General features: G+C 71.5%; 20 protein-coding genes. 13 read left to right on the forward strand and 7 right to left on the reverse strand.

Features of this window, described 5'->3' with window-relative positions; all coding sequences use genetic code 11:
- Positions 1-177: 177 nt before the first annotated feature.
- Entirely contained in the window at positions 178-642 is a 465-nt protein-coding gene (locus tag ABD340_RS37445; protein WP_344595631.1) for a MarR family winged helix-turn-helix transcriptional regulator, read from the reverse strand.
- A 70-nt stretch (positions 643-712) separates the two neighbouring features.
- Between ABD340_RS37445 and ABD340_RS37450 the strand changes: the two genes are divergently transcribed.
- Positions 713-1,324: a TIGR03086 family metal-binding protein gene (locus tag ABD340_RS37450; RefSeq protein ID WP_344595633.1), complete on the forward strand. Its 612-nt coding sequence runs from the start codon at positions 713-715 to the stop codon at positions 1,322-1,324.
- 18 nt (positions 1,325-1,342) lie between these two features.
- On the opposite strand, the gene ABD340_RS37455 is transcribed toward ABD340_RS37450, so the two are convergent.
- Positions 1,343-1,699, reverse strand: a complete 357-nt coding sequence (locus ABD340_RS37455; RefSeq protein WP_344595635.1) for a hypothetical protein — start codon at positions 1,697-1,699, stop codon at positions 1,343-1,345.
- Positions 1,700-2,089: 390 nt separating this feature from the next.
- Here ABD340_RS37455 and ABD340_RS37460 point away from each other — a divergent pair, with 390 nt between their 5' ends.
- The 3 genes from ABD340_RS37460 to mptB all read left to right on the forward strand — a co-directional run bounded on the left by ABD340_RS37460 (position 2,090) and on the right by mptB (position 4,816).
- Positions 2,090-2,425 carry an STAS domain-containing protein gene (locus tag ABD340_RS37460; protein WP_344595637.1) on the forward strand — a complete coding sequence of 112 codons (336 nt, stop codon included), beginning with the start codon at positions 2,090-2,092 and terminating at the stop codon, positions 2,423-2,425.
- Positions 2,426-2,552: 127 nt separating this feature from the next.
- Complete coding sequence (locus ABD340_RS37465; protein WP_344595639.1) at positions 2,553-3,284, forward strand: glycosyltransferase family 2 protein; 732 nt, start codon at positions 2,553-2,555, stop codon at positions 3,282-3,284.
- Positions 3,281-4,816: a polyprenol phosphomannose-dependent alpha 1,6 mannosyltransferase MptB gene (gene mptB / locus ABD340_RS37470; RefSeq protein ID WP_344595640.1), complete on the forward strand. Its 1,536-nt coding sequence runs from the start codon at positions 3,281-3,283 to the stop codon at positions 4,814-4,816. Before ABD340_RS37465 ends, mptB begins: the two co-directional genes overlap by 4 nt.
- Here the strand turns inward: mptB and ABD340_RS37475 are convergent.
- A complete protein-coding gene (locus ABD340_RS37475; protein WP_344595642.1) occupies positions 4,698-6,953 on the reverse strand; it encodes a hypothetical protein in 2,256 nt (751 codons plus the stop codon). The genes mptB and ABD340_RS37475 overlap by 119 nt on opposite strands.
- Positions 6,954-7,162: 209 nt before the next feature.
- Between ABD340_RS37475 and ABD340_RS37480 the strand changes: the two genes are divergently transcribed.
- The 6 genes from ABD340_RS37480 (at position 7,163) to ABD340_RS37505 (ending at position 13,312) form a co-directional block, all read left to right on the forward strand.
- The gene (locus ABD340_RS37480; RefSeq protein WP_344595643.1) at positions 7,163-8,581 is read left to right on the forward strand and encodes a glycosyltransferase 87 family protein; all 1,419 of its coding nucleotides are present in this window, start codon (positions 7,163-7,165) and stop codon (positions 8,579-8,581) included.
- Positions 8,581-9,036, forward strand: coding sequence for a DUF4446 family protein (locus ABD340_RS37485; RefSeq protein WP_344595662.1), 456 nt, complete (start codon positions 8,581-8,583; stop codon positions 9,034-9,036). Before ABD340_RS37480 ends, ABD340_RS37485 begins: the two co-directional genes overlap by 1 nt.
- Positions 9,037-9,152: 116 nt before the next feature.
- On the forward strand, positions 9,153-10,082 hold the full coding sequence (pheA, locus tag ABD340_RS37490) for a prephenate dehydratase (protein WP_344595644.1): 930 nt from the start codon (positions 9,153-9,155) through the stop codon (positions 10,080-10,082).
- A gap of 28 nt (positions 10,083-10,110) precedes the next feature.
- Positions 10,111-10,914: a class I SAM-dependent methyltransferase gene (locus tag ABD340_RS37495; protein ID WP_344595646.1), complete on the forward strand. Its 804-nt coding sequence runs from the start codon at positions 10,111-10,113 to the stop codon at positions 10,912-10,914.
- Between the two features lie 70 nt (positions 10,915-10,984).
- Positions 10,985-12,244, forward strand: coding sequence for a serine--tRNA ligase (gene serS / locus ABD340_RS37500; RefSeq protein WP_344595647.1), 1,260 nt, complete (start codon positions 10,985-10,987; stop codon positions 12,242-12,244).
- A gap of 180 nt (positions 12,245-12,424) precedes the next feature.
- Positions 12,425-13,312: an HAD family hydrolase gene (locus tag ABD340_RS37505; protein WP_344595649.1), complete on the forward strand. Its 888-nt coding sequence runs from the start codon at positions 12,425-12,427 to the stop codon at positions 13,310-13,312.
- A gap of 3 nt (positions 13,313-13,315) precedes the next feature.
- On the opposite strand, the gene ABD340_RS37510 is transcribed toward ABD340_RS37505, so the two are convergent.
- Positions 13,316-13,849: a bacterial proteasome activator family protein gene (locus tag ABD340_RS37510; RefSeq protein ID WP_425547509.1), complete on the reverse strand. Its 534-nt coding sequence runs from the start codon at positions 13,847-13,849 to the stop codon at positions 13,316-13,318.
- Positions 13,850-13,862: 13 nt separating this feature from the next.
- Positions 13,863-14,819: an NAD(P)H-quinone oxidoreductase gene (locus ABD340_RS37515; protein ID WP_344595652.1), complete on the reverse strand. Its 957-nt coding sequence runs from the start codon at positions 14,817-14,819 to the stop codon at positions 13,863-13,865.
- A 580-nt stretch (positions 14,820-15,399) separates the two neighbouring features.
- Here ABD340_RS37515 and ABD340_RS37520 point away from each other — a divergent pair.
- A complete protein-coding gene (locus ABD340_RS37520) occupies positions 15,400-17,010 on the forward strand; it encodes a nucleotide-binding protein (RefSeq protein ID WP_344595653.1) in 1,611 nt (536 codons plus the stop codon).
- A gap of 52 nt (positions 17,011-17,062) precedes the next feature.
- Positions 17,063-17,275: a hypothetical protein gene (locus ABD340_RS37525; RefSeq protein ID WP_344595654.1), complete on the forward strand. Its 213-nt coding sequence runs from the start codon at positions 17,063-17,065 to the stop codon at positions 17,273-17,275.
- A gap of 490 nt (positions 17,276-17,765) precedes the next feature.
- Here ABD340_RS37525 and ABD340_RS37530 read toward each other — a convergent pair whose 3' ends face one another.
- Positions 17,766-18,905, reverse strand: coding sequence for a cytochrome P450 (locus ABD340_RS37530; RefSeq protein ID WP_344595655.1), 1,140 nt, complete (start codon positions 18,903-18,905; stop codon positions 17,766-17,768).
- 446 nt (positions 18,906-19,351) lie between these two features.
- Positions 19,352-20,320 (reverse strand): LysR family transcriptional regulator, encoded by a 969-nt coding sequence (locus ABD340_RS37535; RefSeq protein ID WP_344595657.1) that lies wholly within the window; start codon positions 20,318-20,320, stop codon positions 19,352-19,354.
- 122 nt (positions 20,321-20,442) lie between these two features.
- Here ABD340_RS37535 and ABD340_RS37540 point away from each other — a divergent pair, with 122 nt between their 5' ends.
- Positions 20,443-21,669, forward strand: a complete 1,227-nt coding sequence (locus ABD340_RS37540; RefSeq protein WP_344595658.1) for an MFS transporter — start codon at positions 20,443-20,445, stop codon at positions 21,667-21,669.
- Positions 21,670-22,000 lie beyond the last annotated feature (331 nt).

Consider the following 22,000-nt stretch of genomic DNA (forward strand, 5'->3'; position numbering starts at 1 on the left):
CACAGCTCCCCTGTGAAGAGTCGCGGAGGACTTGGCGGCCCCGCCGTTTCGCCTGCTGGCCGCGCCGGTCCGGGTTCGGGGGTTCGGCTTCCCTCCGATGGGCCACGGACCGGCCCGCAGGATTCGGACGGCGATCACACGCGGGCGAGGTCGGTGCGCTGAACGCCGTGCCCGGGGTCAGCCGTCCGCGGCCGGGTCCCCGGCGATCTCGTCCAACGGCAGTTCGGACAGTGTCCGCAGGGCGCGCAGGAACGCGCGGCGGTCGGCGGCGGGCAGCCGCGCCAGCAGCCGCTCCTCGCGCAGGCGGATCGCCGCCCGCGCCGCGTCCCGCAGCCGCCGTCCCTCCGGGGTGAGGGACAGCAGCCGGGCCCGGCGGTCGGCGGGGTCGGGCGTCCGGCGGATCAGGCCGCGTTCCTGGAGGTCGTCGAGGTCGCCGATGATGCGCGTCTTGTCGGCTCCGATGGCCTTGGCGAGCGCGCTCTGGGTGCGCACCGGCTCCTCCTTGAGCCCGAGCAGCACCGCGTACGCCCACATGGAAAGGCCGTGCTCGCGCAGGATCGGCAGCTCGGCCGCCACCAGCGCGCGCCCCACCGGGACCATCATCGCCGCGAGATCGGGCCGCGCCTCCTGCTCGTCCGCCATGGCGTCCAAGATAGGCCGCCACAGAAAATAAGCATGGACATATGATAGGCATCTGCCTATCATCTAGTGCATGACGATCGATGAGATGCGCGAGCTGGACCGCCGGGCGGTCCTGGCCACGGTCGACGTCGTGGCCCTTGCGGGCCCGGCCGACCTCGACCGTCCGACGCCCTGCTCGGACTGGACGCTCGGCGACCTGCTCGCCCACATGACCGCCCAGCACCACGGCTTCGCCGCAGCGGCACGGGGCGAGGGCGCCGACCTCGACGCGTGGAAGACGCACCCGCTGGGGGACGATCCCGCGAAGACCTACACGAAGGCCGCCGAAGCCGTGCTCGCCGCCTTCGCCGACGAGGGGGCCGCGGAACGGGGGTTCGCGCTGCCCGAATTGGCAGGAGACCTCGCCTTCCCGGCGGAGCAGGCGATGAGCTTCCACTTCATCGACTACGTGGTGCACGGATGGGACGTGGCCCGGGCCCTCGGCCTCCCGTACGGGATCGCCCCCGACCTGGTGGACGCGGCCCGTCCCATCGCGCTCGCCGTCCCGGACAACGACTATCGCCTGCGACCGGGGGCGGCCTTCGCCCCGGCCCTCCCGCCGTCCGGCGAAGCCACCGCACTGGACGAGATCCTCCGCGCCCTGGGCCGCTCACCCGCCTGGCCCGTCCGCCCGGCGACCTGACCCGGCGGCGTCGGGTCTTCAGTGGTCGAAGGACTCGTCGATGGCGCGGAAGGTGAGGCAGGGCCAGCGGCCCATGCAGGCCCGGCAGCGGCGGATCGGGTGCTCGGGGTCGCTGGTGATGCCGCCCGCGTCCTGCGGACGGTGCAGCTCGAGCAGGCGGAGCCCGAGATCGGCGAACGCGATCACCTCGTCCCGGGCCCCGGTCAGGAAGGTGAGGTCCTCGCGGGAGAGCCGGGCCTTGATCGGGACGAACCCGGACCGGTTCACCAGGCGGGACAGGTACCGGGTGGACGAGCGCCACGAGGTCGACTTCTCCGAGCGGGCCCTGATCGCCTGCAGGTGTTCCCGCAGCCGGGTCTCCCTGGGATCGGTCATCCGGTCGGTCTTCATATGCGGCCGCACCCCCAATGCATGACGGCATCGGATCCCCGGCGCCCGGCCGTCCACCGGGCCGGCCCGCGGCGCGCCGCGCGGGTCCGCCTGCCTCTGCCGCTGTCGCGCTCAGCCTCCCCTACTCGGCGCTCCGACGGGCCGCGATTACCAGATCCTCACCCTCCGGGGAGACCCCGTCCCACCTGGGTGCGGGCCCGACCGGAACGCGTCCGATCGGTCCGCCGAATCTGATTCGGTGCGGTGCGACACGACAAGAAAATATCGGACGTATGCGAAATAGAGTTATGACTCGCCCGGCTTGACAGCCCTTCGCGACACGGGACTTGACCTACTCTCTGGCCCGCGCGCCGTTCGCCCGATAGTGTGCCGGACGTGGAGCTAAATGTCTCGACCGCGTCTCAAGGAGGTCACGCCGTCGTCACGGCGACCGGCGAGCTGGACCTGTACACCGCGCCACGGTTGCAGACCGCGCTCGCAGGGTTGCTGCGCGAACAGGTCGACCGCGTGGTGGTCGACATGAGCGGCATCGACTTCTGCGACTCGACCGGCATGAACGTCCTGCTGTCGGCCATGAAGCGGCTCAAGGAGCGGGGCGGCACACTGGAGCTGGCCGCGCCGCGTCCCGCCGTCAAACGAATCCTGCAGGTCACCGGGCTCGACACGGTCTTCACCGTGACCGACGCCGTGCCCGCCCTGGACGCCGGCTGACGGCAGCGAACCGACCGGCACCGACCGACGACCAACGACCCGCGGGGAAACCTTTCCCGCGGGTCACCTCATCCGAGCGGTCGTGTTCCCATCGGGGCGTGGCCGGGTGGCCACTACGATCGCCCGTATGCAGGATGTAGCGGTGATCATCCCGGCGAAGGACGAGGGCGACCGGATCGCGGCGACCGTGAAGGCGGCGCTGGAGCTGCCCGGGGCCGACCTGGTCGTGGTGGTCGACGACGGGTCCGCCGACCGCACCGGACGGGTGGCCGCGGACGCCGGGGCCCGGGTCGTGCGGCACGGCCGCAACCGGGGCAAGGGCGCCGCGATGGAGAGCGGCGCGGAGGCCGTGCGGCTGCTCGACGAGGGCCGGGAGCGGCCCCGCCACCTGCTGTTCCTGGACGCCGACCTGGCCGAGACCGCGCGCGACGCCGCGCCGCTCGTCGAGCCGGTCCGGGCCGGCCAGGCGGACATGACGATCGCCGCGTTCGCCAGCACGGTGAAGCTCGGCGGGCACGGTTTCGTGGTACGGCTGTCCCGTGACGGCATCAGGCGCGCCACCGGCTGGGAGGCCACCCAGCCGTTGAACGGGCAGCGCTGCCTGACCCGGACGGCGTTCGACGCGGCGCTCCCGCTGGCGGCCGGGTTCGGCGTCGAGACCGCGCTGACCATCGACCTGCTGCGCAAGGGCTTCCGGGTCACCGAGGTCGAGGTGCCGCTGGCGCACCGGGCCACCGGCACCGACTGGCACGCCCAAGTCCACCGTGCCCGGCAGTTCCGGGACGTGGCGCGGGCGCTGGCACTGCGCGAGCCCGCCGTGGCGGCGCGGCTGGGCCGGTTCCGCGGCCGTCGGCTGTGAGGGGTCCGGCCCGTCTGTGGCGGGGCCTCGGCGGCGACCGGCTCGGAAAGGCGGGGCTCGGGGCGATCGGGTCGAGCCTCGGCTGCTTCCTGGTCACTTCGGCGCTGGGGCCGTCGGTGGTGGAGCCCGCGCTGCCAGGGGGGCCGCGCCACCCGCCTTACGCGTTCGATACCGACCCCTCTCCGTACCTGGTGATCGGCCTGGTCGTGCTGGGCGTGCTGGCGGGCGCGGGGGGACTGGCGCTGTGCTTCACCGCGGTGGGACGCGGGTGGCGGTGCCGTCCGATGCCGCTCGTGGCGGCCGGGGTGCTGGTGGCGGCCGCGTTCGCGTTCCTGCCGCCGATCGGCTCCGGCGACCACCTCAACTACGCCGCGTACGGCCGGATGGTCGTCACCGGGCACGACCCGTACGCCACCCGCGCGGTGGACCTGCCGGGCGATCCGGTGATCGGCGCCGTCGAGGAGTGGCGGCGGGCGCCCTCGGTTTACGGGCCGCTGGCGACGGCGCAGGAGGCGTTCGCGTCGTGGATCGGCGGGGAGTCGATGCGGCTCACCGTCTTCGTGATGTCGTTGATCAACTCGCTGGCGTTCGCGCTGACCGCCGCCGTGCTCTACTGGACGTCCGGTACGCCCGAGCGCCGCCTGCGCACCGCGCTGCTGTGGACGTTCAATCCGCTGCTGCTGTTCCACCTGGTCGCGGGCTCGCACAACGACACGCTGGCGATCGCGCCGATGGTCGCGGCGCTGGCCGTGTTCGCCGGCCGCCGGGCCTCGGCACCGCGGGCGCTGGCCGCGGGGATGCTGGTCGGGGCGGCGATGGCGATCAAGCTGCCCGCGGCGCTGGTCGGCGGCGGACCGGCCTGGGTGCTGCTGCGGCACTGGCGCGCGACCCGCGACCGCGCCGCGCCATGGCGGCTCGCCGCGCTGTTCGCGGGCGCCGGCGCGGTCGTGTTCGGCACCTTCGCGCTGGCCGGGCCGCACGCGTTCGACCAGGTCGGCAAGGCCGCGAACTCGGTCTCGCTGGCGACGCCCTGGCATCTGTTCGACATGCTGACCGGCCGCGGCGGGAACCGCACCGTCATCAAGATCGGCTTCGTGCTGCTGCTGCTGTGGCTGCTGTGGCTGCTGGCCCGCGCCCTGCCCCGTCAGGACGACGGCCCCGGCGAGGGCGCCGAGAGTCACCGGATCGCGGCCGCGCTGGTGCTGGCCTGGCTGCTCGCGGCCCCCTACGAACTGCCCTGGTACGACGGATTCGCCTGGGCGGCGCTGGCGCTGGTGGCGTGGTCGCGGTTCGACTGGCTGCTGCTGGCCCACACCACCGCGCTCAGCCTCGCCTACCTGCCCGCGCGCGATCCCAAGCTGATCGGGTTGCCGGACGGGCTGAACTGGCTGGTCACGATCGTCCGCCCAGTGATCATTCCGGTACTGACGACGGCGATTCTGATCGCGGTGATCCGGACCTGTCTGCGCGCACGTGATCGCGTTCCAGCGCCCGCACGCTCGCCGCGAGCATCAGCGGAGTCGCGAGGCTGAACGCCACCGACAGGATGACCACGCCGGAGTCGTTCGCCAGCATGCCCGCGACGCCCATCGTCAGCGTGGCCAGCAGCGCGGGACGCATCGTGGCGCTGTGCTCGTAGGCCCGTTCCAGCAGCGGCGTGCGCGCCTTGATCGGCCGTACCAGCGCGAAGAACAGGAACCCGACCGCCCCGGCCAGCGGGATGATGAACGGCCAGTAGCCCAGGCTGCGCAGCATCGCCTGGAACTTGCGGGCCACGGTGTCCCAGGCGCCGCCGCTCTCCAGGTCCTGCCAGAACCGGCCGAGATGCGTGGGGTTGGCGCTGCGCGCGTTCAGGTACGAGATGAACAGCACGAGCACCGCGCCGGCCAGGCAGAACAGCGCCAGCCGCGGCGCCGACACCCGCTTGTCCGCGATCATCAGCCCGAGCACGGCGAACGCCGGGACCATCGCCAGCACGCCGCCGAAGTCGCTGCCCCAGGCGGGCAGGCCGTCCACCAGCACCGCCGCGGCGCCGACGGCGGCGACGATCCCGGCCGCGAGCCATTTGCGTCCGGCCCGCAGCGGGTACTCGGCCAGCCAGGCCGCGGAGAGGATGGTCGCCACCGCGAACAGCGAGAACGCCTGGTTGCCGAAGCCGTAGAACCGGCCCGCCACCAGCGCCGAGTACCCCATCAGCGCGTTGAGCTGCAGGCTCGAACCGGTCATGACGTCCACCGCCAGGACCAGCGCGGTCACCCCGGTGATCACGAGTCCGGGCGTGGTCACCGACCGGCGCCACGGCCCGGCCACCGCCACGCCCGCGACCAGCCCGGCGAACCCGACGACCGCGCAGACCAGTGCCGGGGCCGGATGGGAGGACTGCCACCAGGGGAGCAGCCCGGCCAGGATCGACGCGACCGGCGCCGCGGCGCCGACCAGCGCGACGATCCGCGTGCCGGCCAGGATCCTGGCCCGGGACTCGGGGGTGTCCCGGCGGCGCCGCCGCAGCGCCAGCGCCGCCAGCCCGTACAGCAGCAGCTGCGCCCCGCCGAGCACCAAGAAGAACGCGCCCTGGACGTTGCCGATCGCCTGGGCCGCGACGTCGGCGTCCTCCAGCGCCTCGGCCCGTTCACCGGTGGTCATCCGGCTGGGCTGGGCACGCCAGGGCGAGCCGACGGCCTGCTTCGGCTGCTGCAACCCGAGCGACATGAGCGCGGTGGCGGTGACGTCGGTCAGCGTGACCATCCCCGGCTGGCGGGTGGCGCTGGAGGTCAGCAGTCCGGGACGGTCGAACCGGCCGTTCCGCGCCCCGAGGGTGTGCGCGGCCGCCAGCCGCAGGTGCGGGGTGACCCCGATGTCGGACAGCCCGGCCACCAGGACGGTCGTCCCGGCCGGTTGGGCGGCGACGACCTGCGCGATCCGCCGGTCGGCCGCGGCGGCCGCGGCCCTGCGGTCGGCGGGGGTGACCGGCACCTGGTCGCCGTCGGCGTCGACACCGGCGTCGAGGTAGACGCGGAACAGGTCGTCGACGTCGACGGCGGTCAGCGCGCAGCGCGCCCAGTCCGGCGCGGTCGCCCGGTCCGCGGACGGGACGTAGCGGTCCACCCGCCCGTCGCCGTCGGCCAGGGCGAACACCGCGCCGGGGCCGACCGCCGTCGTGCAGCCGCCGGCGCGCCGTACCGCGTCGCCGAGCAGCCCGGTCTGGGCGTGGTACGTGCCGCGCCCGTTGTCCTTCTTGATCTCCGCCCAGCCGGGGGCGGTCGCGCCCTCCGCCGCGGGCGGCGCCGTGCCGGGCGCGGTGGCCTGGCCCGATCCGGGCAGGACGGGGGAGGCGGGGAGCACGCAGTCGCCCTGCGGCAGCCGGGCCCGCTGCCCCGCCGACACGGTCAGCCAGCCGTCGGTGGGACAGGTGTTGACCTTCGTGGTGCGCACGCTGAGCGCGCCGCCCGCGCCGCGGCCGGTCAGCCGCCACAGCGCCGGGGTGGTCCGCTCGCCCACGTCCCGCCACATCAGCCCCGGCACCCCGATGATCACCGTGCGGCCGGTCGGAGCGGCGCCCGCGGGGGCGGCCCCAGCAGGAGCGGCACCCGCGACTGTGGCGGCGATCAGTCCTGCGAACAGGGAGAACACGGCGGCAAAGGTCGTTCCGATCTTCAGCCCCCGCGCCATGGCGTCCAGGCTACAGGCAGCCCGCCGGGCCCTGTCCCGCGTTCCCGCCCGTTCCGGATCAAGCCCGGCGACGCCGGGCGGCCCGTGCGCGGCATGCCCGGACGGCTCCGCCCGCTTCACCCCGAACCGGCCGTCGAAAGGACCTGGTGGGACGTACTCGACCATCCGCCGCGGCATGCCCGCCCGGGACTTGCGCCAGGATGTAGCCCATGGGTGCAGGCAACGAGGTCCGCGGGGACACCGGGCAGACCGGCCCCTCGCGTACCGGTTCCGACCGCGCGGCCCCCGAGCGGCCCGCCGCGCCGGGCGGGCGGCGGTGGGGTTCGCGCGGGGATCTGGTGATCCTGGCGGCCGGGGTCGCCATCGTCGTGGTCACCATCGCTCCGATCCTCGTGTGGTGGCTGACCAACCCGCCCGACCAGCGCATGGTCGACCTGGAGGTCTACCGCGACGGCGGGCGCGCAGTGCTGCGCGGGGCGCCGCTGTACGAGGTGCTCACCCAGCCCCCGCAGCTGCTGCCGTTCACCTATCCGCCGTTCGCGTCGCTGCTCGCGGTGCCGTTCACGGTGATCTCCTGGAAGGCGGCGCAGTGGCTGTGGATGGCGCTGCTGTACGCCGCCCTGGCGGTCGTGGTCTGGTACGCCTTCCGCGGTCTCCTCAAGCGCGCCGGGCGCTGGACCCCCGTCGCGGCGGCCGCGCTGCTCGGCGGCACGGCCTGGCTGATGCCGGTGTTCGACCAGGCCAGGTTCGGGCAGGTCGGGGTGCTGCTGATGGCGCTGTGCATGGCCGACTGCCTGACCGAGCGGCCGCGCTGGCCGCGCGGCATGCTGGTCGGGCTGGCGGTCGCGATCAAGCTGGTGCCCGGGGTCTTCCTCATCTACTTCCTCATCACCGGACGGCGCCAGGCGCTCGGCAACGCCGTGCTGACCGCCGCGGCCGCCTCGCTGGGCGCCTTCGCGGTGCTGCCGAGCGACTCGGCGGACTTCTGGTTCGGGGCGCTGCTGGAGGGCGGCGGCCGTACCGGCGCCGTCAACGGCACCACCAACCAGGCCGTCAACGGCATGGTCGCCCGCCTCTACCTGCCCGGCCCGATCGGCTCGCTGCTGTGGGTGACGCTGGCCGCGATCATGGCGTACGCCGGGTTCCGGATGGCGCGGCGGACGACGCTGCTCGCCGACGGCCTGCTCCCCCAGGGCGCGTCCGCCGCGGCGGCCGGACCTGGCCGCGCGGTCGCCGCCTACAACCTGCGGCTCGCCGCGGTCGCGATCGTGGGCCTGCTCTCGGTGCTGCTGTCCCCGGTGGGCTGGATCCATCACCTGGTGTGGATGGTCCCGGTTCTGGGCGCGCTGCTGGGGGACGGCCGGGACGTCCGAAGACGCCTGATCTGCGGTGGCTTCTGGGTCTGGTTCCTGTTCCCCTTCCCGTGGTGGGGGGCGAAACTGCTCAGTCTCCAGCAGGGCCTGATCACCAAGATTCCGGGCAAGATTTTGCAGGACGCGTTCGGTCTGGCGGCCGTGGCACTGGTCCTGCTGCTCGGGCGGTGGCTGGTCAACCGGCTGGTCACCGGCGTGCCGGATCGTGAAGATGCCCCGCGCAGGCCCCCCGAGGTGGATAATCTCGCCCTGTGATGCTTATCGCGGTGGCCGTCGCCGGTTTGGTCGCCGGGGTGGCCGGTCTTTCCATCGCGGTCGTGGCCCACAACCGGGTGAACCAGGTCGTCGAGGAGTGCTCGGAGATCCTCAGGCGCCAGTTGCAGGTGGCGGGGAACGGCGCCGACAACCAGGCGCTGCGCGACCTCGCCGTCGTGCACTACGACGCCCTCAAGGAGATGTCGGGCCACCGGTCGTTCTCGCTCGCGGTACTGAACGCCAACGGCGACGGCGTCGTGGTCAGCTCGATCATCGGCCGTACCGAGACCCGCACCTATGCCAAGGCGGTCCGGGAGGGGCACCCGATCGAGACGCTGTCACCCGAGGAGAACCAGGCGCTGCGCGCGGCCCGGCTGGGTAAGGGGCCGGTGGTGTCCATGGACGACCCGCTCCCCGACTTCGGCCACCGCACCACGTCCTCCACCGCCTCCTGACCTCCGCCGGAGTGCGCGGGCCCGCGGCACCGTAAACTCGTATCACTCACACCATTCCTGATTCCTGCCTCACACCCGCCCGCGCCCGTGCGCGCCGGCGGAGGAGTAGACCTCATATGCCACAGCGATACGCGTATCTCGGGCCGCAGGGCACGTTCACGGAGGCCGCGCTGCGGTCCGTCCCCGACGCCTACGACGCCGAGCACCTGCCGTTCTCCACCGTGCCCGCGGCGCTGGACGCGCTGCGCCGGGCCGAGGTCGACGCGGCCGTGGTGGCGCTGGAGAACTCCGTGGAGGGCTCGGTCCCGACCACCCTGGACGAGCTGGCCACGGGCGAGCCGCTGCAGATCGTCGGCGAGGTGCACCTGCCGGTGTCGTTCGCCCTGCTGGTACGGCCGGGCACCTCCTTCGCCGACATCAAGACCGTCGCCTCGCACCCGCACGCGCAGCCGCAGTGCCGCCGCTGGCTGGGCGAGCATCTGCCGGACGCGGAGTGGCGGGCCGCCACGTCCAACGCCGAGGCCGCGCAGCACGTCGCCGACGGCCACTACGACGCCGCGCTGGCCGGGTCGTTCGCGGCCGCCCGCTACGGCCTGTCGATCCTGGCCGAGGACATCCACGACGTGGCCGACGCGGTCACCCGGTTCATCACGCTGCGCCGTCCGTGCCCGCCGCCGCATCCGACGGGCATGGACCGCACGACCGTGGTCGCGTTCATCGCCGAGGACCACCCGGGCGCCCTGCTGGAGATCCTCAACGAGTTCGCGATGCGGGGCATCAACCTGACCCTGATCCAGTCCCGGCCGACCGGCGCCGGGCTCGGCTCCTACCTGTTCTGGATGGACTTCGAGGGGCACGTCACCGACGCCCGGGTCGGCGAGGCGATGATGGGCCTGCGCCGCGTCTGCGCCGATATCCGTTTCCTGGGCTCCTACCCGCGGGCCGACCGGACCCGTCCCGAGATCAGGCGCGGCACGCACGACGCCGACTTCACCGAGGCGGCCGCATGGCTGGAGTCCGTCCGATCAGGCCAGCCGCACCCCTGACCCCAATGCGCACGCGTAATCTGCGTGGGTGACGACGTTCGATGAGTACGAGCGCGAACTCTGGGCCGGGCGGGCTTCGGCGTACGACCGCGGCTTCGCCCGTCTGACCGCCTACACCGTAGGGCCCTTGCTGGACGCGGCGGAGGTCGGCTCCGGCACCAAGCTCCTGGACGTGGGCACCGGTCCTGGCGTCGTCCCGGCGGAGGCGATGCGGCGCGGTGCCGAGGTGGCGGCCGTCGACGCCGACCCGGAGATGGCCGAGACCGCGGCCGGCAACGTCCCGGGCCTGGACGTCCGGGTCGCCGTGCTGCCGGAGCTGCCGTTCGACGGGGAGACCTTCGACGCCGTCGTCGGCAACTTCGTGATCAACCATGTGGGCGATCCCGGTGCCGCGCTGGCGGAACTGCGGCGCGTGCTGCGGCCGGGCGGGCGGCTGGCGCTGACCTGCTGGGAGATGCCCGGCAGCGGTGCGCTCGGCATCGTCCGCGACGCGATCGACGAGGCCGGCGTGCCATGGCCGGACGACATCCCGGTGACACCGTTCATGGAGTACGGGGAGCGCGCCGCGTTCGAGCGCCTCGTCCGCGGCGCCGGTTTCCCCGACGCCCGCGCCACGGCGCTGGGCTGGCATCACGAGACCGATCCGGAGCAGTGGTGGGAGACCGGGGCGCGGTCGCGGGTCGGCAGCAACGGCGTGATCGTCTCCCGCCAGGACGCGGCCACCGTCGCCAGGATCAAGACCGCCTACGACGAGATCATGTCCGGGTACGCGGTGGCGGACGGCAAGGTCTCCCTGCCCGCCCACGCCCTCCTGGTCCACGCGACCCGCTGACCGCGAGCGTGCCCATTTGTCCGGGATACTCGGGCGCGGTGGAGGGGTTCGCAGCGGTAGCCTCGGGTCTGTGATTGACCTGCGAGCTCTTCGAGAGGATCCCGAGCGGCTCCGCGCGTCCCAGCGCGCCCGCGGCGAGGATGAGACCGTCGTCGACACCCTGCTCGACCTGGACGGGCGGCGCCGCTCCGCGCTGTCGTCGTTCGAGCGGCTGCGCGCGGAGCAGAAGAGTTTCGGCAAGTCGGTGTCCAAGGCGCAGGGCGACGAGCGGCAGGCGCTGCTGGGCCGCGCCAAGGAGCTGGCGCAGCAGGTCAAGGACGCCGAGGCGGACGCCGACCGGCTCGGCGCCGAACTGGACGCGCTGCTCAAGGGCGTCCCGAACCTCATCGAAGAGGGCGCACCGCCCGGCGGCGAGCAGGACTACGTCGTCCTGGAGCACATCGGCGAGCCGCCCGCGTTCGACTTCGAGCCCAAGGACCACCTGGCGCTGGGCGAGAGCCTCGGCGCGATCGACATGGAACGCGGCGCGAAGGTGTCCGGCGCCCGCTTCTTCTACCTGACCGGGGTCGGCGCGCGGCTCCAGCTCGCCCTCCTCAACCTGGCCATGGAGCAGGCGGTGGCGAGCGGCTTCACGCCGATGTACGCGCCCGTCCTGGTCAAGCCGGAGGCGATGGAGGGCACCGGGTTCCTCGGCGCGCACTCCGCCGAGATCTACCAGCTCCCGGGCGACGACCTCTACCTGGTCGGCACCTCGGAGGTGCCGCTGGCCGCCTACCACATGAACGAGATCGTCTCCGACCTGCCGCGCCGGTACGTGGCCTGGTCGTCCTGCTTCCGGCGGGAGGCCGGCTCGTACGGCAAGGACACCCGCGGCATCATCCGGGTCCACCAGTTCGACAAGGTCGAGATGTTCTCCTACTGCGACCCGGCCGACTCCCACACCGAGCACCTGCGGCTGCTGGAGTGGGAGAAGGAGATGTTGGCCAAGGTCGAGCTGCCGTACCGGATCATCGACGTGGCGGCGGGCGACCTGGGCGCGAGCGCGGCCCGCAAGTTCGACTGCGAGGCGTGGGTGCCGACGCAGAACACCTACCGCGAGGTGACCTCGACCTCCAACTGCACCGAGTTCCAGGCCCGCCGGCTGGCCGTACGCTACCGGGACGGCAACGGCAAGAACCAGCCGGTCGCCACGCTCAACGGCACCCTGGCCACCACCCGCTGGATCGTCGCCATCCTGGAGAACCACCAGCAGGCCGACGGCTCGGTGCGGGTGCCGAAGGCGCTCCAGAAGTACCTGGGCCAGGAGGTTCTGGAGCCCGTCAAGCGCTGACCCGACCCGCGCCCGCCTAGACCGCCGCGCGTGGCCATCCGCGTCCAGAGCCCCGGAAGCCGTCCGAACGGCTACCGGGGCTCTCGCCTGCCCCAGGGTCGGAGGGATCTCTGGTGAGAGATCGCTTATGGTGTGTTCCAGCCGCCGTCGTGCACCGGTGCGGCCGGACTGGAAGGTGACATGTCGGACTTCACGCCGCGCCCGGCGAACCCGTCCCCGGACACGCGTAAGGCCGCGCGCACCGGTCCGGCCGGCGTCCCCGGCTTCACCCCGCGCCTGATCGCCACCGACCTCGACGGCACCATCGTCCGCTCCGACGGCACCGTCTCCCCCCGCACCGTCGCGGCCCTGGCCCGGGTGGAACGGGCCGGCGCCACCGTGATCATGGTCACCGGACGGCCGCCGCGCTGGATGCGCGAGATCGCCACCGCGGTCGGCCACCGGGGCATCGCCATCTGCGCCAACGGCGCCGTGCTCTTCGATCTGCACACCGAGCGGGTGCTGCGCTCTTACATGATCGAACCAGAGGTGATCGCGCAGGTCGTGGAACGGCTGCGCGCCGCCCTGCCCGAAGTGCGCTTCGCCGTCGAGTACCCCAACGGGTTCGTGTTCGAGGCCCGCTACAACCTCGGCCGATGGGACGCCGAGGCGCTCGGCGGCCGCCCCGTCGACGACGAGACGCTGGTCAGCAAGGGCGGCACCAAGCTGCTGGCCTTCCACGACGGCGCCGACCCCGACTCGCTCGCCGAGCAGGCCGTCAAGGCCGTCGGCGACCTCGTCACCGTCACGCACTCCACCGGGCGCGGGCTGGTGGAGATGAGCGCCCAGGGCATCACCAAGGCCAGTGCCCTGGCCGAGTACTGCCTGGAGCAGGGCATCACCTCCGCCGAAGTCGTCGCGTTCGGCGACATGCCCAACGATCTGCCGATGCTCACCTGGGCGGGCACGTCGTACGGCGTCGCCAACGCGCACCCGAACGTCCTGGCCACGGTCACGTACACGACCGAGAGCAACAACGACGACGGCGTCGCCCAGGTACTCGAAGCCTTCTTCCCCCAGCCCGCCTGAAACCTACAGGTAGGGGCCGGAGGACTGGCGGCTCGGCGGCTCGTCCTCGGCCCCGGGCGGGACCATGCCGGCCGGCAGCGCGCGGCGCATCTGCTCCAGCTGGGCCCGCGCCGCCATCTGCTGGGCGAACAGGGTCGTCTGTATGCCGTGGAACAGCCCCTCCAGCCAGCCCACCAGCTGCGCCTGGGCGATCCGGAGCTCCGCCTCGCTGGGCACCTCGTCCTCGACGAACGGCAGCGACAGCCGCTCCAGCTCCCCGATCAGCTCCGGCGCAAGCCCGTCCTCCAGCTCCTTGATCGACGACTGGTGGATCTCCCGCAGCCGGGCCCGGCTCGCCTCGTCCAGCGGGGCCGCCTTCACCTCGTCCAGCAGCTGCCGGATCATGCTGCCGATCCGCATCACCTTGGCGGGCTGCTCGACCATGTCGGCCACCGACTTCTCGCCGCCCTCGGCACCGCCCTCGACCGCGATCCCGTTCGGGCCGACCACCAGGACCTGCGGCTCCTGCTCGGACTGGTCCTTCGAAGGCTCGTTCATCATGTCTCCCGTCTCACACGCTCAGCAGAATCTTGCCGATGTGACCGCTGTCCTCCAACACCCGGTGCGCCTGTGCCGCCTCGGCCATCGGCAGCGCGCGGTCGACGACCGGCCGCACCTTCCCGGCCTCCAGCAGCGGCCAGACATGGTCGCGCACCGCCGCCACGATCGCAGCCTTCTCCTCCGCCGGACGGGCCCGCAGTGACGTCGCGTGCACGGCGGCACGCTTGCGCAGCAGCGCGTTCAGGTCCAGCTCGGCGCGGGTGCCGCCCTGGAGACCGATCACCACCAGCCGGCCCCCGGTCGCCAGCGAGCGCACGTTCCGCTCCAGGTACTTGGCTCCCATGTTGTCCAGGACGACGTCGTACGGGCCGTGCTCGACGAAGTCGTCCTCGCGGTAGTTGATCGCCTCGTCCGCGCCCAGCTCCAGGCAGCGGGCGGCCTTCTCCGCGCTGCCGACCGTGCACAGCACCCGCGCGCCGTGCGCCTTGGCCAGCTGGATCGCCATCGTCCCGATGCCGCTGCCGCCGCCGTGCACGAGGAACCGCTCCCCGGCGTCCAGGCGGGCGAGCATGAAGACGTTCGACCACACCGTGCACGCGACCTCGGGCAGCCCGGCCGCCTCCACCAGATCGACCCCGGCGGGCACCGGCAGCAACTGGCCCGCGGGCACCGCCACCCGCTCGGCGTACCCGCCACCGCCCAGCAGCGCGCACACCTCGTCGCCGACCCGCCACCCCGTCACGCCCTCGCCGAGCGCCGCGACACGGCCCGAGGCCTCCAGCCCGGGGTACGGAGAAGTGCCCGGCGGCGGATCGTATCGCCCCATCCGCTGCATGACATCGGCCCGGTTGACCGCGCTCGCGGCGACGTCCACGAGGACCTCGCCCGGCGCGGGCTCCGGATCCGGCACCTCGGTCCATTCCAGGACGTCAGGGCCGCCCGGCTCACCAATGACGATCGCGTGCATACCGATCACGCTACCGGGCGTCGCGCGGGCACAAGCCCCGCATGCCAAGGGTCGGCGAGGGGGGCATGGATCCCGCCGCGGGATGCGTGGTATTGGCACACAGGTATCCTGCCCAGGGGCCTATGCCGACCCGCTCCTGAACTGAACTTTAGAAGCGTGGCCGAGGGGAGACACGGTGGCAAGGAACGATCAGGACGGACGTTCCCTTGAGGAGCGTCTGGCGTCTCTGGACGCGATGAACAGCGAGGCCACCGGGCCGTCCGCTGTCCCGCCCGCGCCAGCGCCAGCGCCAGCGCCAGCGCCCACGCCCGCCGCACCCGCCTCCGAACCGCCGGCACCGTCCTCGGACTCCGAACGCGACGAGGACTCGGCAGGCCGGCCCGCCGAGTCGTCCGAGCCGCAGGACGAGGAACCTGGCGCCGCACCGCCGTTCCAGGGTCCGTCGTCCTCCGACGAACACGACTCGAACCCCTGGCTCGCCGCGCCGCCGGCGCAGAGCACCGCTCCGCCGCCGTTCCAGGAGCCGCTCCCGCCACCACCGGAAGGCTTCGCACCACCGCCGACCCCGGCTCAAGGCGCGATGCCCCAGACCTTCTCGCCCACCTACAACGACTTCAACGCGCCGCACAGCGGCCCGCCGCCGTTCGAGGGCGCCTCCCAGCAACCGTACGACGGCAGCCCCATGCCCCAGCCGTTCGACGGCGGCATGCTTCCCCCGCCGTACGCCCAGGGCTTCCAGCAGCCCGACCCCGCGCAGGGCCCGCCACAGCCGCCCTACCAGCCCCAACCGCCGTTCGAAGGCCCGCCGCAGAGCGGCCCGGACGCACCGCCCTTCGACCAGCTGCCCCCGTTCGGCCAGGTGGAGGGCCCGCCCCCGCAGGGCCACCAGCTGCCGCCGCAGCCCACCGAAGGCTCCCCGATGGGCTACCCGCCCGCGTACGGTCCGCCGCAGGAGCAGCCAATGCCCCCGGCCGAGGGCGGCTACCCCCCGGGCCCTCCTCAGCACATGCCACACGCCGAGGGATACGCCCCCGGGCCACCCCAGCCCATGCCACCGGCCGAAGGATACGGCCCGCCTCAGCCCATGCCCCCTAGCGAGGGATACGGCCCACCCCAGGCCCTGCCACCCGCCGAGGGGTACGCCCCTGGCCCGCCCCAGCCCATGCCCCCGTCCGCCTACCCCCAAGGTCCCGTCCCACAGGGGCCCATGCACCCTGGGCCGCCTCCGCATGACCAGGGTTACCCGCCGCCACCGCAGACCGCCGAGAGCCTCAGCTCCGAGAACCTGCTGGGCGAACGCCGCATCGCCCCCTCGTCCGGCTGGCGCCGCGCCGTCTACAAGGCCACCGGCGGCAACGTCCACCCGGGCGAATCCCAGACGGAGACGCGCCGCAAGGACCTCATCACTCGCGCCCGCCAGCAGGTCGCCGGCGGCCACCACCGCGTCGCCGTCATGTCGCTGAAGGGCGGCGTCGGCAAGACCACCACCACGACGGGCCTCGGCTCGATGCTGGCGTCCATGCGCGGCGACCGGGTCATCGCCGTCGACGCCAACCCCGACCGCGGCACCCTGTCCGACAAGGTGAAGCTGGAGACGGCCGCGACCGTACGGGACCTCCTCAACAACCGCGACAAGATCCACCGGTACGCCGACGTGCGTTCCTTCACCTCCCAGAACGGCGCCCGCCTGGAGGTCCTCGCCTCCGACCGCGACCCCGCCGTCAGCGAGGCCTTCAGCGCCGACGACTACTCCGCCGTAGCCGTCATCCTGGAGCAGTACTACTCGATCTGCATCACCGACTGCGGCACCGGCCTGCTGCACTCGGCGATGGCCGGCGTACTCAGCCTGGCCGACCAGCTCGTCCTGGTCAGCTCCCCGTCCGTCGACGGCGCCCGGTCCGCCAGCGCCACCCTCGACTGGCTGGAGGCCCACGACCACGGCCACCTGGTACGCAACGGCGTCGTCGTCCTGTCGATGGTCCGCAACCGCACCCGCAGCCAGGTCGACCTGGACAAGCTCCAGGCCCACTTCGAAAGCCGCTGCCGCGCCGTCGTCCGCATCCCGTACGACGACCACCTGGAAGAAGGCGCCGAGGTGGAACTGGAAGCCCTGGCCCCGCCCACCCGCGAGGCGTACCTCAACCTCGCCGCGGTCGTGGGCGACGGCCTGGTCCAGCACCGCGCGGAGTGAGACATCGATGCGGCCACCGCACTGTTACGTCTGCGGCCTGAGCCTGCGCGACGTGGACGAAGACCAAGACCTCTGGTCCGTTTTCGCCCTGGTCACCTTCGAACTCTCCGCAGAGGAGAAGGCCGTCCAGGAGGCGAGGAACCGCGACGGCTGGGTCGGCCATCCCACCGGCACCGAATGGTTCTGCGTCCAGCACGCCCCACTGGCCAAGGAACGATCCCACCTCCACTGGCGAACCGCCCTATCCGAACTCAAGCCGCCCTGAACGAAGCGCTCCGCTGACCGCGAAACGACCACCGTCGCCGATCATGGACGTCAGAGGCAAAGTCCCTGAGGCAACCCCCACCAGAAACTCGCCGGATCGGCCACCGGTGCCTCTCCGAGGCGCAGGCCCGGAGAAGGCGTCTCCAGACCGCGCCTGGAGTGTTCACAGACCCCCTGACGCCGGCCCGGATGCTGGGCCTCCCGCTCGACGCGCACTGGTCCCCGAGCTGATCCCCTACACCAGAACGCGATCACATGGTCACCAAGGCGCACGTCCTGGCTCGGCTGGGGCGGGTTCAACGACTTTCGTGCTCAGCTCAGGCCCTGGACCACCGTACGGCCGAGAGCCTGAACCACTGTCCGCCAAGGTCGAGCAGCGCTTGGGCGAATCCGACCTATCCTTCCGGCGGCGGCGCTGGTCGTCGGACGACCGCCGTTACAACGAGCCCTCTACCCAGCGGGCCCCTACCGACCGACGGCGGTCCAGTTGATCACCATGTGACAGGGACGGCCTTGGGTCCGGCATCGGTCTCACCACGGACCCAGACCAGGTCCTCGACCGGAACCTGAAGCCGGAGTCCAGGCAACCGCAGGGCAAGGGCGCGGATGGCCGCGGCGAGCTCGATCCGGGCCAGGGACGCGCCAAGGCAGTGATGCGGCCCTCGCCCGAACGAAACGTGCGCCTTGCCAGAGTGCCGGGGGTCGTGGTTGGCCGCCTCCAAACGAACCAGGACCAGGTCGCCCGGCTTGATCGACGCGCCTTCCAGCTCCATGTCCTCATGGGCCCAGCGCGGGAACGGCTCGGCGATCACTCCGGCCAGGTCGCGCAGCAGCTCCTCCACGACCTCGTCCAGCCGTTCCGGCGCGTCGGCGAGACGGTTCTCGGCGACGAGCTGAATCGTCCCGGCCGAGATGGCGTTGCGGGTCGTCTGATGACCCGCCGCGACGAGCGTGGTGGCCATGCCGATCAGCTCGTCGTCGCTGAGCCGCCCGTCCTGGGCGTCCCGCACGTTGATCAGTGCACTGAGCAGGTCGTCACCGAGATCACCACGCTTGGTCGCGACCAGCCCGGCCGCGTAGCCGGTCAGGTCGTTCCACGCCTGCGCCATCGCGGCCGCCGCCTCCGCGTCCGCTGTGAAGAATTCCGCGGAGCTGACGGCCTCGACCAACGCGTGGAATCGCTCGCGCTCGTCGATCGCCACTCCGAGCAGGTCACCGATCACCTGCGTCGACAGCGGGGCGGCCAGGCCGGCGACCACATCGGCGGGCGGTCCTGCGGCGGCGAAGGCGGCGACCTGCTCGGTCGCGAGCCGTTCGATATGCGGACGCAGCGCCGTGATGGCCCTGGGTGTGAACGCCTTGGAGACCAGCCGGCGCAGCCGGGTGTGGGCGTCGCCGTCCTGGAACAGCGTGTCGTTGCCCGAGGACTCGAGACCTGGCGGCGCCAACCTGAATCGCGGATCGGTCAGCACCGCCACGACGGCTTCATAGGAGGTGACCAGCCATGCCCGTCGCCCGTCCGGAATGTGCACCTGAGCAACGGGCGTGCTTGCACGCAGTTCGGCGTAGGCCTCAGGCGGCTCCAGAGGGCTGGGCCGGTCGAAAGGCAGGGTGAGCGCGGTGGCGGACATGACGACTGACTCCTCATAACGGCGTCACTTGGACATGTCCCAGTAGAAACGTTGACGTCGCGACAAGGTCAAATTTTCCGCCGCCTCGACCCGCACCCGTACCGCACGCCTCGCCGCTGATGCCCTTGTGCTCATTCTCCTGAATCGCCTTCTTAGGAGATGGCACTCGTCCGTGATCGACCAACCGGGAGATCGCCCGAATCAGGCCAACGAGGCCCGGCCGCTTGTTCAAAGCCCATCTTCCTCTCGCTCTGCACCTTGGGCATCCATACGTACCAGGATCAGTGCTCAGGTCAGGCTTCGAGTCCGGTCAGCAGGCGTGCGACACCGAGTCCGGTGTTCAGGTAGTCGACGAAGAGGGGGTTGTTCAGCGCCCACTTCGATCGACGGTAGCGGACGAGGAAGATCGCGTCATCGGCGTTGTAGCGTGCCGATGGAATCGACCGTTAGCGTCGGGTGTGTTCGATGTCTCCGCCGCTGCGGCGTGGTTTCGTTGCCCAGGATGGGAGCCAGGCTGTCTCGGGGAGCGGTGTCAGGCTTCCGAAGTGGTTGATGATTGCCCGGAGTCCTGGGTGTGGATTCGTTCTGGGGAAGATGAGCGAGAGCGGGTATGCGAGCGTCGGATTCACGATCGGGATCCGGCGTAGGTCGTAGTTCGTCGGCCAGATGTACCGGTCGCGCGCGCCTATGAGGGTGGCCACGTCCGCGGAGTCCGCGAGGGTTTCTTGAAGTACCTCGTCGCCGAAGTTCGGGCCCGCTGCGTCGATGCGGAGGTCGAAGTCGGTGGCGAGTTGATCGTAGAACTCTGCCCATTCGCTGCGCGGCGCGATACCCGGCACCCAGATCCGGTGCCGGCGCAGCTGGGGTGGCGTCAGTGTCCGTGCGGAGGCGAGCGGATGTCTCGGACCGACGAGGAGTACCAGCGGGGAGTCGAACGCGTGGATCATTTGCACGTCGCGCGGCAGCGTGGCCCGGTCGGTGACGGTGCGGAACGAGGCGTCTATATCGCCTGCTTCGACGGCGGCGACCGCCACGCGCGGGTCGTTGACCCTGAGGGTCACCACGTCGAGGTCGATTTCGGGATGCGACCGCCAATAGTCGTGCAGGACGACGGCCTGCGCGGATCGCAGGCCGAGAACGTCGATCCGAAGGGCTCGCGAGCCCGGCCTGATCGCGGTGATGGCGCGATCGACACCTGTGATGATGTTCCGGGCGTGCGGGAGGAAGGCTTGGCCGTCGAGTGTCAGCTCGACCCCTCGGGCAGTCCGGGTGAACAACCGGACGTCGAGTTTGCGCTCGAGGGTCGCGATCCGCTTCGACACGGCCTGCTGCGTCACGCCGAGCTCGTCGGCCGCGTGTTGCAGCTGTCCGAGCTCGGCCGCGCGGACGAACGATCGCATCGCCTCGGTATCCATTGATCCAGGTTATGTGTGCCCAACCGATCGTTGTGGCTTGCCGGGAGCCGGTTGTTTGATCCCGCGACGGTGCGGCTGATGCGATTCAGAGACCCGAACATCGGTTGTCGCGAGGGAGTCGCATGCGCGTGCGGTTGGGGCGCAGTTTCGGTTGGTTATGGTCGGCCTACGCCGTAAGTACATACGGTACGTGGATCGCCTTCGGAGCGTTCCCTCTGATCGCGGTTCAAGTGCTGCACGCGCCGGCATTCGCCGTTTCGCTCCTGGAGGCGGCCGGGCTGGCCGTCGCGGCGATTGCCGCGTTCCCGCTCGGGCCGTGGGTCGAGCACCGGGCCAAGCGCCCGGTGATGATCGCGATGGACCTGATCCGGTTCGCCGCGATGGCGAGTGTTCCGATCGCGTACGTCCTCGACTTGCTGTCATATGGCCAACTGCTGGTCGTCTCGGTCATCTCCGGGACCGCGAGCATCGCCTTCACCGCCGCATCCGGCGCGTACCTGAAATATCTCGTCCGTAGCGATCACCTCCTTGTGGCGAACGGGAGATTCGAGGGCACCAACTGGGTGGCGACCGCGGCGGGCCCGCCCCTCGGTGGCGCGCTCGTCGGGTTGCTCGGCCCGGTCATCACCGTCATGGCCGATGCCCTCAGCTACCTGCTGTCCGCGCTCGGGGTCGTCCGCATCCGCGGAGGCGACGTCGCGGCACCCCGCGAGCAGTCCAGCAGGTTGCGCGGGGCCGACCTTCTCGGCGGCTGGCGGTTCATCCTCCGCGACCGCGTACTACGGCGCCTGTTCCTCAACTCGATCCTGGTCAGCGGCCTGATCATGGCCACCGTTCCGCTCCTGTCCGTCCTCCTGCTGGACCAGTACCACTTCCCGGCCTGGCAATACGGTCTCGCCTTCGGCATCCCGGCACTCGGCGGCTTCGTGGGCGCCCGCCTCTCCGCACGCCTCGTGACCCGCTACGGCCGGCGCCGGGTCATGATCGTCTCCGGGTGGCTGCGATCGCTCTTCCCACTCGGTCTCGCGTTCATCCATCCCGGTATCACCGGGCTCCTCACCGTGATCATCGTCGAGGGCCTGCTGATCACATGCATGGGCGTCTTCAATCCGATCTACGCAACAGAACGCCTGCAACGGACTCCCGCGGATCATGCCGCCCAAGTCCTCACGACATGGAGTGTCAGCAGCAAACTCCTACAGGCTGCCCTGATGGTGGTCTGGGGCATCCTCGCCACGCTCACCAGCCCGCTCACCGCGATCACCATGTCCGGCGTTCTCCTGCTCGCCACCCCGCTCTTGCTGCCCAAACGGACACCTGAGCCCGCCGCGTCGGCCCGGGCCGCATGACTCGCCGCAACGCCCCGCGCACCCCGGAAGATCAGGCTCATCGAGCGCTGTCACACCCGCCCGGTCGCGCATGTTGCCGCAAAGATGGCGAACTCGAACTGCTTGACCGGTCCCCGCACCGGCAGCCGATCGCCACTCCTGGTCGACCGGATCGAGAGGATGCCCCGCGATCTGGCTCGCGGATCGAAGACGGCATCCCGTCAGCCGCCGCACCATCACCCGGTGCAAAGGATGCGCTGTTAACAAAAGGCCACAAAGTGGCCTTTGGCCTAGGGCCTGTTTCGAAGTGAGATGAGGCGCGGCGTGTCCTGCGCCGAAAGCAGTGAGGCCT

Origin of the sequence: Actinomadura vinacea (assembly GCF_039532545.1) — a bacterium.
Classification (GTDB): Bacteria; Actinomycetota; Actinomycetes; order Streptosporangiales; family Streptosporangiaceae; genus Spirillospora; species Spirillospora vinacea.